This window comes from Armatimonas sp. (genome assembly GCF_031410135.1).
GTDB lineage: Bacteria > Armatimonadota > Armatimonadia > Armatimonadales > Armatimonadaceae > Armatimonas.
Genome location: NZ_JANNYP010000687.1, coordinates 1 through 11432 on the forward strand (window position 1 = coordinate 1; position 11432 = coordinate 11432).

Below are 11432 nucleotides of genomic sequence, written 5' to 3' on the forward strand. Positions count from 1 at the left end.
CCGGCGAACTGCTCTTTGCCGCCCCCGAGCCTAACCTAGATCGCTCGCCGCGGGCCAGCAAGCTGCCTCCGTACCTGGCAGAGTTTTTTTGTTTGGTAGGGCGCGGCTATAAGCTGGCTTCCTACGACACGGTTTTCACCTGGGAGCTACGCTGTGCACTGGCAGTTTTACTCCTGCGACGGCTCCAGCGCGCCAAAACGCCGGTGGTTGTGGTGGGGCCGATCTTAAAAGGCGGGATTCTTAAGGCGCTTCCGCTGTTTCGAGGGCTTCTCGCCGATGCCGCAAAGATCGTGTGTTTCTCCTCGGCGGAGCGCGACGAATACGCGATGCTCTTGAAGTTACCCGCAGAGCGCTTTGTCTTTCTTCCTACGCCTTGGGCCGCTCCCGACGATGTTCCTGCTCCCACGGACGCAGGCTTTGCGCTGGCGCTGGGCCAATCGAACCGGGACTACGCCACACTTTTTCGCGCTGTGAAAGGGCTAGAGATTCCCGTCACCGTGGTCGCTGCCGATGAAGCGCCGTTTGGGGGAGTCACTCCTCCGCCCAATGTCATCGTGCGCTTCAACACCGACCACAACACGACCAATGCCCTGATCGCCTCAGCACGACTGCATCTGATCCCGCTCCACCCGACAAGTTTCTCGTCGGGCCAGACGGTTTTACTGCGGGCAATGGCGGCGCACAAAGCCTGCATCGTGAGCGCCGTGCCGGGCGTGACGGACTATGTCGAGGAGAATCAGACCGCTGTTCTCATTCCCCCGCACGACGATTCTGCGCTTCTGGAGGCGCTCACCCGGCTCTGGGATAATGCCGATGAGCGGGAACGACTGGGCTCGAACGCCGCTCAAGCCGTCGCTGAGCGCTTTGGGTTCGCCGGATTCATGAAGCATCTGCTAGAATTGATCTGATGAGACCTGCTGAGTTCTTTGCCGAATACGCCGCCAAGCCCGAGCGGCTTCTGGTGGGGCTGATGAGTGGCACGAGTGTGGATGGTGTGGATGCGGCACTGGTGAAAATCTCCGGCAATGGGCGCGAGACAAAAGTGGAGCTGCTCAAAGCCATCGAGCACCCGATCCCCGACACGCTCCGCCAGCGCGTTTTAGCTTTGAGCCATGGTGAGGGCAATGCCGAGGAAGTCTCCAAAGTCTCCATGGCCCTCGCCGAAGTTTTTGTCGAGGCCGTCGAGGCGCTAGACGCGGGGACAGTAGATGCTGTCGCCAGCCACGGCCAGACTATCTCCCATACTCCCAACACTATCTCCCCCAGTCTTGGGGGCGGGGGGGGCGGCTCCACTCTCCAAATTGGAAACCCAGCGGTGCTGGCGCAGCGGCTCGGTGTGCCCATAGTCTCGGACTTTCGGAGTGCCGATGTGGCCGTCGGGGGACAGGGTGCTCCCCTGGTTCCCTACGTGGACTGGTGCCTCTTAACGCATCCGACCAAGGCACGTGCGGTTCAAAATATCGGCGGAATTGGCAATGTGACGTTTCTACCGCCCAACGCCACACAAGATCAAGTGATAGGTTTCGATACCGGCCCCGGCAACATGCTTATGGATCGCGCTGCACAGTGGGCCACAGATGGCCAGCTACGCTGTGACCGAGATGGTCAGCTTGCTTTAGCCGTCAAGGAGCCGGACTATGATCTGTTGGATTGGTTGCTGGAGCACCCCTTTCTGGCACAAAAGCCTCCCAAGTCTGCCGGGCGCGAGGAGTTTGGAGAGGTAACTTTTGAACTCATTCTCAAACACGCGCTTCCTCGAAGTGCTCGCGTGATGCAGAGTAAAAGCAATCTATTGCGAACCCTGACGTGGTTTACGGCACTCTCTATCCAAGATGCTTACGAGCGCTACTTACCCCGGATGCCCGATGAGGTGATAGTGGGGGGAGGGGGGGCGCGGAACCCAGCGCTGATGACATTCCTGCGCTCCAAGCTCGATCCGATCCCGGTGTTGACTCACGAGGACATCGGGATGAATGGAGATGCCAAAGAGGCGCTGGCGTTCTGTGTGCTCGCCAATGAGACGCTGCTGGGCAACCCGGCGAACCTGCCGTCCGTGACCGGGGCAGCGCGGCAGGTCACTCTGGGCTCCGTGATGTTTCCCTGACGGGTAGAATAGCAGGACATGCCACAGACGCCCTGGATCATGGCCTCCGCACTCGCTCCGCTGGCCCCCGATCTCCTCTTTGAAAAGGGAGAGTTTGCACGGGCGAGGTCAGGCTACAGAGCACTTCACCACTACGAAGGGGAGCTTCGCGCACTTTTGCGGCTGGATCGCTGGCAGGAGGCGATAACAGTGGGCGAGAAAGTGACTGTGCCGACGCCAGAAGGTGAGGGGCTTTTGGCGCTGGCTTACCTGCGGGGCGGCCAGCCGCAACGTGCGCAACAGAGCGCTGAATGGGCCGCACAGCGCGACCCTGGTGCCTACTGGCCGGTGGTGGCGTTGGGCGCACTTGCCCTGCGCTGGCAGGCAAATCGTGACACGGCACGCGGCTACCTGAGGCGAGCAACCCAGCAACAATCTGAGATCGCGGAGGGCTGGCTGTGGTTACTTTCCGTAGTGGCAACTCCTGACGAAGCTCTGCACGCTACTGCCGCACTAACGCGGCTCGCACCGCGTGGCTATCCGTTTGAGTTCTGGAGCCAGCCCCTGCGTCTCAGTGCCCAAAACCAGCCTGTTGTGAACCGTGCTTTTCCTGAGGGGCCAATGTTCTGCCCTGGAGTTTCCTTGCCACCAGTGTACACACTTCCCCTCAAGCGCGATCCGCGTGGGATGCTGTACTTCGACGCTCGTATAGAGGGCCAGCCGATGCGCCTGCTCTACGACACCGGGGGAGGGCATCACTTTATGCTCACTCCGCAGGCTTTGGCGCGGCTCCACCCGACCTTTGTAGCGAGTACTATGCTGACCGGCATTCAAGGCCAGAGTGCGGGGCGACTCTACCGGGCGGAGCAGCTTCAGCTTGGGGCACTAGAGCTGAAGCGACTGCTGATCGAGTCTGCGCCGGGCAATCTCGGGGGCTTTGACGGGCTGATAGGCTGGCGAGTTCTGGGCGAGCGGGTGCAGCGGCTTGACCTGCGCGAGAACACTCTGACATTGCTAGAAAAGCCTGCTCCCCTAGAGTCGGTGGGCATCTGGCTTCCGCTGCACCTTGTTTCAGATCAGCCCGTGGTCCAGGTGCACTGTCGGCGGCGGGGAAGAACGGGGAGAAATTCTCTCTGGGCGATTTTAGACACGGGTGCGACCCAGGATTTCTTCTCCCTTCGAGCGGGGGCACAGCTCACCTCACGCTTCCGCCGGGATCGTCTGCAGACCACGATGGGAATCGGTCAGTCGCACCCGCAGATTGAGCGCCGCACGCACACGGTGGGCTACGAGCTGCTCACGCCCGAGAGTCGGTTGCTTGCAAGCTACTCCCAGGCGACCGCGGCCTCGTTTCTCGACAGAGTGCATAACCCCGCGACGGGCTTTGAGCACGGACTCCTGCTGGGAATGGATTTTCTGAGCCGCTTTTCCGTGATCGAGCTAGATCCCACCGGGCGACGAGTCAGACTTGTCCCTCAGTGAGCTTGAGTGTCTTCAGATCCTCCCAGACATAGTCAGGGATCTCTTCATGGAGTGCGTCTAAGTTTTCGTGTAGTTCTTGCTTGTTCTTGGCTCCTGTGAGCGTGCAGTGGATCAGCGGCTGCTTCAGGCAGCTCTGCAAGACAATTGCCTTCTGGTTGAGCTTCTTGCTCTGGCACCAGTCGTAGAACTTGGTGGCGGCTTTTGCATCCCGCTCCACTAAGTGCGGGGTGTGGAGCGTGCGCGGATCTACTCCCGTGAGCAAACCGTGGCCCATCGGGGAGCCATTGAGCACGCCGATATTGTGCTCCGCCGCGATCTCTAAGAGCCCTTCAGTCAGCGCGGTGGTACGGGTGACATGGTAGTCGTTGAAGGTGAGGATCACATCGAATCGCTCTGATTTTATTGCCTGCTTATGAAAATCGTGCCGTCGCTGGCCGAGGCCTATGTTGCGTACGACGCCCTGCTCACGAAGCCACTCTAGGGCTTCGAGTGCCCCGCGCTTAGCAAAGACGGGCTCAATAAGCTCCGGATCGTGGACGAGCAAGATGTCAAAGTAATCGGCCCCGAGTAGCTTGAGGGAGTTCTCGACGGTGTGCAGCGTCCCGTCCCACGAGTAGTCCTGCTTGTAGTTGGGGTGTGTCCCGGTCTTAGTAGACAAAAAATAGCTCTTGCGATCCACGCCTCGTAATGCAATCCCCAGCCGTCGCTCGCTCTCACCGTAGAGGGGCGAGGTATCAATAAAGTTGATACCACTCGTCAGCGCCAGCTCCACCGTCTCGACCGTGTCACGATCCGCCACGGTGTTCTGGTAGATCCCGCCGATCCCTGCACCACCCAGCCCGATCGCTGAGACGTCTAGGCACGTTCGCCCCAGCTTGCGTTTTTCTAGCGTCACTTCTGAACTACTTTCTTGATCGTGATCTTCGGGGTCAGCGCTTGTTCTTCTGCATGGCTCTTGTGGATTTTCCTAACAACTTCCATTCCACGCACCACTTTGCCAAACGCCGCAAAGCCCTGCCCATCGGGGTTGCGCTTGCCGCCAAAGTCTAGCTCCGCCTGATCCCCGACGCAGATAAAGATCGCCTCAGTCGCGGAGTCAGGCGTGTCGCGGGCCATGGAGATCACGCCGTCTTTGTGCTTGATGCCGGTCTTATTCGTGCGCTCCAGAGCGATGGGCGGAAAAGCCTTGAAGCCTTCCCGCACCCCGCCCTGGATCACGTTGATCTTGACCGTCTTGCCTGGCTGGTTGTCTGGCGTGGTCGTCACGGTGCGGTAGAACGTCCCGCCATCGTAGGCCTTCGCTGTCATATAACGCAAGAAGTTCTTGACCGAGACCGGAGCGCGTTTGGCGTCCAGCTCGACCTCAATCTCCCCCAGCTCCGTGACAAACACCGCACGCATTAGTGCTTCTCGCTCGCCAGGTGAGCCGCGATCAGATCTTGGCCAAAGTCGCCGTCGAAGTCGCGCCAGACGCTGTGGACGTGATTTGCATTGTTCTGCGTGTTGTCGTACTCAATGAGAAACGTCGGCCCCTGCACTCGATAGTAGTGCCGCTTGCCAACCTCGGTCTCACCGGCCCAGGCAAAGAGAATCCCGTCTCTTCCAGCCTTCTTGAGCTTCTGTGTACGGGCGCTTGCCAGCTCAGCGGCCATGTTGCCCGTGTGCACCCCAATCAGCGTATCGAGCAGCTTCTTCTGCTCCTTGGTAAGGTCTTTGTATGCAATTCCCTTGGCCTCCAGCGCCGCGACCTTCACTTTATTGCCCGTGAAGATGTCGTTGGGAGCTGCGGTGTCGTAGATCGCCGTTTTCTGTTGCTCCGGGGTAAGTGCCGTCAGCAACGCCCGAGCCGCCTCTTCTTCGTCCTTGAGGGCGCGGGTGCCCTTCATTCCGCCATCGTCCACGCGAATCTCCGCCGGGTTGGTGCCATAGAAGTTCGGGCTCGCCGCGATCTTTCCCCCGACCAGGGTCACATTCAGCGCGAAGTGGTGCCCCTCAAAGCGCCAGCCCCAGGGCTTGCTCGCCGAGAACGGCGGCGTCCCAAAGAACGTGACAAAGTAGCGCTCAGTGTCGCGAACGGGGCCGGTACCTTTCTCGATGGCTTTTAAGACATTTTCCATCGCCATGATGGTCGTGGCTTTCGTATAGCCCTTCTGCGATAGCCCCGTCCGGAGCAGGGCTAGCGCGGCGGCTTTCTGCTCTGGGGTCATCTCTTTCAGTTGGACGCCCTTGCGATCATCGCGGGGAACAAAGTACCAGTTGGTGCGCTCGGGGTCGGTGAAGGCAAACGTGGCCTTGGCCTTTTGCCCGGGCGTGAGAAGTGTCAGCAGGCTCTCAGCAGCCTTGGCCATGGTCTTGGCGGACTTTTCCTGAATCCGAGACTGCGCTTCCGTGAGTGTGAAGACGACTGCCACCGCTGGCAGGAGCAAGAGAGGGAGATACGATTTCATGCGGGCATTGTACCCTTGATGGTGCGTGTGGAGCGTGCGAGGAGTTGAAAATTCCTCGCTGGAGGCAACCCGTTGCCGAACGTCCTACTGGACGGAGTCCGTTTAGGCCCGTGAGGGCCTTCGGCCCGCAGGGCCTCTAGCGAGTGGTTTTCAACCACTCGACGAGAGGGGTTCCACATCAATTGTTTTTGCAATCGTATAGATTGCCTGCCCTGGCTTGGCCCCGCGCGGTTTTCGGACGTAGCGACGCTCTGTGTAGTCCACGGGAACCATCCCCGCGTGTTTCTCTCCAGAGCGTGCCGCGACGAGTCCCGCTGCTTTTCGGATCACAGAGTCGGGGACGCGCTCGGGGTGGGCGTTGGTTCGGAGGACGCCGTGCGCTCCCGCGACACCACGGATGTGAAACCACAGGTCTTTTGGCGCGGCGACTTTGGTGAGCAAGTAGTCGTTGCTGGTCGCGTTCTCTCCAATATAGAGTGTCCACTCGCCATCGAGCGTGAGCGTGCGAATCTTGTGGCCATCGAACTTTTTTCCGCCTTGAGCGCCACTTGTCGGCGGGGCTTTCTCCCCCGCTGGGCGGGGGCTGGGGGGTAGGCCCATCTGTAATGCTTCGCGCTCTGCTTCTAGCTCTGCTTTGCGGCGGGCAGCGTACTCGGCGGCATCGCGGGCCTTGCGGGCGCGGTCGAACCAGGCTTCGGCGTTCTCATGAGGGGACTTCTTGGGATCGAGCGCGATAATGCGCGTCTGGCCGTCGTTGTAGAAATCCATGACTTCTACGCTCTCTGCTCCCTTGCTGACCTGCGCGAGATGGGCGAGGAGCAAGTTCCCGCACTCCTCGTGCTGGTCGGCGCGAGCAGCTTCTTGGAAAGTTTTCTCCAGCTCGGCAAACTGCTTCTCGACACGCGCGAGTGCTTGCTGACGAGCACGCTCCGCAGCGGCCTCGGCGCTGTCTTCGGCTTTCTCCGTGAGCTTGGTGGCCCAGAACGTGTCCAGCGCGACCGAGATGCTCTCGCGCGGAAAACCAACCACGCTCTTGGTCTCAAACGCCCACACACCGGTTGTATGGCCATCATCGCCTTGGATCGAGTGTGGCGCAAACTGCCCCAAGGCCGTGCGCTGGAGCAGCTCGCCCTCGGGATGGAAAGCAGCCTCGGTCTCAGCAAACTTGGAGAGAAAGGGCACGTCGGTGGAGATTCCGGGGGGGGATTTATACGCCGCGCCGTGGTGCATCTCGCGCTCGCCGCCGTGCCGCAGGACACCGCGCACAACACCTGCGCCGCTGGTGAGAATGAGATTGGAGTTGCGGCCCATCAGCTCGCAGATCAGGGTCACGCGCTCACCCTCGACCGTGCGACAGACTAGGTGCAAGACGCGGTCTGGGAACGGCAGCTCGACGGCCTCGATCCACGCGCCCTCCAGATACTTTCGTGCAATCTGGCAGAACCCCGGCGGCTGTGTCGGGTTATCGCGCTTAACTTGTGTAAAGTGCACCCGCGCCGCGTGTGGATCGACGGAGAGAAGCAAGCGCCGCCCACCCGCCGCCTTGGAGAACGTCGAGAGAATGATCTCATTGGCGCTTGGCTGCTGAACTTTCTGAATCCGCCCCCCGACCAGCGCCGCCCGAAGCTCCGCCGCGACAGCCGCGAGGACGAAAAAATCAAAAGGGATGGTCATAGTAACCGTCGCTCTGCAACACGTTCCGGCTGGTTGAACCCAAAAATCTCCGCAGTTACTCTGCCAATATCTGTAATGCCTTCAATGACGAAATCATTATTGAGTCTAAAGTGTTCATTCCAGAGGTCACGTCGTGGGTGGAAGAAGCGAATGATTTCGGGGGCATCGGGCGAGAGAATCGAGGCGATGTCGCTTCCTTTATTCTGATTGCAGAAACCACAGGCATATGCCAGATTGGCTTCATCGGTTCGCCCACGATGCTTTTCTGCAATGATGTGATCTACTTGGCATCCAAAAGCTGTGTCAGCCTCATGGATTCCACAGTACTCACACTGGTATTGCGCACGCTCCGCAACAAGGCGACGAAGTGCAGCAGGAATGTAGGTGTGGCTCATGCCGCTTGAGGATGTTTCTGTCGTGCTTGTGCTTTTGCCATCCGAACGAGATGCTCCAGGCGGTTATAGTGCTCAAGCTCAATCTGCTCTGCAATGGTCAGAGTTCCGTCTTTTTTGAGTTGTACGAGCTCCCAGAAACGCTCTCTCGCCTCATCGGAGGGGCGATAATCTAGCATCTGAGGGGCTGTCGCGAGCAGGTCAATAATCTCGTCGTCTGCGCGTGTTGTGGTCATGCTGGCATTATATCAAGAGGGTTTTAAAAGCACATAGTCGAGGTTGGGGGGCTTGGTCCCGAAGCCCTGGAGAGCGGTGTAGATCTGGGCGCGGTGCCACTGCTCGTGGTTGACGATGTGGAAGAGGATTTCCTGGGCCGTGAGAGTGGTGGTTTTGCCAAGCGAGACGGTAAAAACTTGCGCGAGGCTCTCGGGCGATGAGGCGGCGATAAAGGCAAGCGTCTCGGTGCGAAGTGCCTCGGCGTCGGTGAGGAGGCTCTCCAGGTCGTTGGGAGCCCGATCTGCGTAGGACGGAGGCCATGGCTTGTCAACTAGACGGGCGTACCAGCCTTCCTCAGCCCCGTTGCAGTGCACGAGGAGCTTGGCGATCGTATTGAAGCGCGAGGTCGTCACAAATTCCCGGTGGAGCAGCTCCGTATGGGCGCGGAGAACGGGAGCGAGGGTCGCATGGCAGCGAGAGGCGTGGGCGTAGAGCTGTTGCAGTTCCATGGTTTATCGTTGCTCCTGCTTGCGCTCTTCGAGGTACGCACTGGCTTCGGTGAGGGTTTTGCCGGCGATGAGGCTGTTGGCGATCTCGCTCATGGCGCTGGCGGCGAGGTTCTCGCCGATCTTATCGAGGGCTTCGATCTTCTCGCGGATGAGGTTGTGGTCGGTGCCGGACTCTTTGGCGGCGATCAGCTCGGCGAGTGCGGCTTCGATGGCGGGTTTGTCGTCGCCGTTGTAGCCGGGCAGGAGCTTTTGGGCACCGAGAATCGCGGACTGGGCCTCGGTGCGCATGTCGGCGACCATCCGGGCGGCGAAGTCTTCATCGGCGTGGAGAAACGAGTCGCGGACGCGTTGCTTGACCTGGGACTGGTCGAGGCCGTAGGTGGGCTTGATGCGCACCTCTGTGGCGACTCCTGAGCGTAGCTCTTTTGCACTGACTTGCAGAATTCCATTGGCGTCGAGCAGGAACTGGACTTCTATCTTGGGGACACCAGCGGGCAGGGGGGGGACGCCTGTTAGCTCGATCCGGGCCAGAGAGCGGTTGTCAGCGGCGAGCTCACGCTCGCCCTGAACCACGTGGAGCAAGACTTTTGTCTGACCGTCCACGCTGGTGGTGAACTCTTCTTTCGCCGTGCTAGGGATTTTTGAGTTGCGGAAGATGAGCTTCTCAACCGCGCCGCCCATGGTCTCGATCCCCAGCGATAGCGGGGTGACATCCAGCAGGAGCAGGTCGTCGCGGTTGCCCGAGAGAATGTCCGCCTGGAGCGCGGCTCCCAAGGCGACCACTTCATCCGGGTTGAGGTGCGTGTGGGGCGTGCGGCCAAAGAGCTGCCCGACAGCTGCTTGGACAGCAGGAACCCGCGTCGAGCCCCCGACCAGCACGACCTCGGCGATCTCTGAAGCGCTCAGTCCGGCGTCGGTGAGGCACTGGCGGCAGGCGGCGAGCGTGCGCTCGATCAGGGGCGCGATGGCCTCCTCGAAGTCCTCACGGGTGAGGGCGATGCCGAAGAGATCGGTGACTGTCTTAGTACTCAGCTCGCGCTTGGCCGCCTCCGCCGCGAGGCGTAGCGTGGCGGGCTCGGTGTGCTGTAGGTTCGCTCGTGCCTTGAGCCACGCCACCAGCACATCGTCGAAGTCATCGCCGCCGAGCCGCGTGTCGCCGCCGGTGGCTAGCACCTCAAAGAGGCCGTCTTCGAGGCGCAGGATAGAAATATCGAATGTCCCGCCGCCTAGGTCAAAGACCGCAATCGTGGCCGTTTTGGTGTTCTGCAAGCCATACGCCAGGCTCGCCGCCGTGGGCTCGTTGACGATGCGAATCACCTCCAGCCCCGCCAGCTCGCCCGCGTCTTTAGTGGCCTGGCGCTGGGAGTCGTTGAAGTAGGCGGGAACGGTAATCACGGCCTTCGTAACCGCCTCTCCCAGTGCCACTTCGGCGCGGTTCTTTAGCTCGCGCAGCACCCACGCCCCGACTTCTGGTGCACTCACCAGCCGCTCACCCAGCACGATCTGGCAGTCGCCCGTCAGCAAATACGGCAGGCTTCCCCGGAGTGCCTCAGCATCGCCGTCGCCCTTGCCCATCAGCCGCTTGGCTGAGTAGATCGTGCGGCTGGGGTGGGAGGTGAGATAGGGAAGCGCATCGGTGCCCACGAGCGGTGTCTCGCCGTCTTCGGGGAAGTACACCACGGAGGGCACCAGCCCCCAGATTACCTGGGGAACCCCGTCTTTTACGACGGCCACCAGAGAGTTTGTTGTGCCTAAGTCAATACCAAGAATCGTCGCCATATCGCTAGAGTGTACCCGCTAGCACAATTTTGGTTCCCAACTACCAGTACTTCCAGTTACCTGTGAGCAGAACAAATACCCCGAGCGCCGCATTGGTTACCCCGTGCGCGACAACACAAGCCAGGAGAGATTTCGTGTGGCGCAGCAGCCCCGCCATGAGCGCCGCATAGCCGATAGCCGCCAGCCACTCGGGATGGGCCACGGCGAAGAGCCCGGCGACGATCCCAAAAGCGGCGAGCGAGAACTGCCCGAGTGGCAATTCTTTCCACTTGTCCTGGTCGGTGGCAAAGCGCAGCAGAAACGAGCGCCAGAACACTTCCTCCATCACCGGAACGAGAAGCACGAGGCCGATAAAGCGCACGGTGATAAAGCTGTACCGAAGAGCAGGGGTAGAAATCTCCTGAAACGGGTTGTAGGCCGTGCGCGTTCCAATAGACCAGCCCGCGGGTTGGAGCGCATCTAGCCCCAACCAAAGCCCCAGACCAAGCAGTCCCAGCACCATTCCCAGCGCCATGGCTTTTGTGTCCCAGCGAAGCTCACTTTTCCAAGCGCGGGCACAGACAAGCAGCGCAATCAGAACCAGCAGCGCCTTGACGCCGTAGATTAAGGGATAGAGCGCGAGGGGCAGGTAGCCCTCCAGTGCCGTCAGCACCAGAAAGAGCACCATCGGGGCGGCGTAGGGGAGCCCGTCGGGTTTGTTGGTCATAGAAAATTATCAGTGATCGGAATACAGGCGTCCCAAAGTAACTGGCTTAGGGACGATAGAATTGGGACGCACGGGGTGTAATGTCAGCTTGGTGCCGCTCCAATTCAATGTGCCTTCTGCAATGGGCTGGTTGCTTTTGAGGAG

Annotated in this window: 12 protein-coding genes; 3 read left to right on the top strand and 9 right to left on the bottom strand. The window is 60.2% G+C overall.

Annotation, left to right across the window (positions count from 1 at the left end; genetic code table 11):
- The 3 genes from RMO15_RS25045 to RMO15_RS25055 form a co-directional block, all read left to right on the top strand.
- A partial coding sequence (locus tag RMO15_RS25045) for a glycosyltransferase family 4 protein (RefSeq protein WP_309719086.1) occupies positions 1-908 on the top strand: 908 nt, incomplete at its 5' end.
- Positions 908-2104 carry an anhydro-N-acetylmuramic acid kinase gene (locus RMO15_RS25050; RefSeq protein ID WP_309719089.1) on the top strand — a complete coding sequence of 399 codons (1197 nt, stop codon included), beginning with the start codon at positions 908-910 and terminating at the stop codon, positions 2102-2104. The genes RMO15_RS25045 and RMO15_RS25050, both read left to right, overlap by 1 nt.
- Before the next feature lie 18 nt (positions 2105-2122).
- On the top strand, positions 2123-3565 hold the full coding sequence (locus RMO15_RS25055; RefSeq protein WP_309719092.1) for a retropepsin-like aspartic protease: 1443 nt from the start codon (positions 2123-2125) through the stop codon (positions 3563-3565).
- On the opposite strand, the gene RMO15_RS25060 is transcribed toward RMO15_RS25055, so the two are convergent.
- The 9 genes from RMO15_RS25060 to RMO15_RS25100 all read right to left on the bottom strand — a co-directional run bounded on the left by RMO15_RS25060 (position 3546) and on the right by RMO15_RS25100 (position 11288).
- The gene (locus RMO15_RS25060) at positions 3546-4460 is read right to left on the bottom strand and encodes an aldo/keto reductase (protein WP_309719095.1); all 915 of its coding nucleotides are present in this window, start codon (positions 4458-4460) and stop codon (positions 3546-3548) included. The genes RMO15_RS25055 and RMO15_RS25060 overlap by 20 nt on opposite strands.
- Positions 4457-4966 carry a peptidylprolyl isomerase gene (locus RMO15_RS25065; RefSeq protein WP_309719099.1) on the bottom strand — a complete coding sequence of 170 codons (510 nt, stop codon included), beginning with the start codon at positions 4964-4966 and terminating at the stop codon, positions 4457-4459. The genes RMO15_RS25060 and RMO15_RS25065 overlap by 4 nt, the downstream gene beginning before the upstream one ends.
- Entirely contained in the window at positions 4966-6012 is a 1047-nt protein-coding gene (locus RMO15_RS25070) for a DUF3500 domain-containing protein (RefSeq protein WP_309719102.1), read from the bottom strand. Before RMO15_RS25070 ends, RMO15_RS25065 begins: the two co-directional genes overlap by 1 nt.
- A gap of 150 nt (positions 6013-6162) precedes the next feature.
- Positions 6163-7686 (bottom strand): NFACT RNA binding domain-containing protein, encoded by a 1524-nt coding sequence (locus RMO15_RS25075; RefSeq protein WP_309719106.1) that lies wholly within the window; start codon positions 7684-7686, stop codon positions 6163-6165.
- Complete coding sequence (locus tag RMO15_RS25080; RefSeq protein WP_309719110.1) at positions 7683-8081, bottom strand: HNH endonuclease signature motif containing protein; 399 nt, start codon at positions 8079-8081, stop codon at positions 7683-7685. The genes RMO15_RS25075 and RMO15_RS25080 overlap by 4 nt, the downstream gene beginning before the upstream one ends.
- Entirely contained in the window at positions 8078-8314 is a 237-nt protein-coding gene (locus RMO15_RS25085) for a hypothetical protein (protein WP_309719113.1), read from the bottom strand. The genes RMO15_RS25080 and RMO15_RS25085 overlap by 4 nt, the downstream gene beginning before the upstream one ends.
- 12 nt (positions 8315-8326) lie before the next feature.
- Positions 8327-8803: a DinB family protein gene (locus tag RMO15_RS25090; RefSeq protein ID WP_309719116.1), complete on the bottom strand. Its 477-nt coding sequence runs from the start codon at positions 8801-8803 to the stop codon at positions 8327-8329.
- A gap of 3 nt (positions 8804-8806) precedes the next feature.
- Positions 8807-10582, bottom strand: coding sequence for a Fe-S protein assembly chaperone HscA (hscA, locus tag RMO15_RS25095; RefSeq protein ID WP_309719119.1), 1776 nt, complete (start codon positions 10580-10582; stop codon positions 8807-8809).
- Between the two features lie 40 nt (positions 10583-10622).
- Positions 10623-11288 (bottom strand): CAAX prenyl protease-related protein, encoded by a 666-nt coding sequence (locus tag RMO15_RS25100; protein WP_309719122.1) that lies wholly within the window; start codon positions 11286-11288, stop codon positions 10623-10625.
- Positions 11289-11432 lie beyond the last annotated feature (144 nt).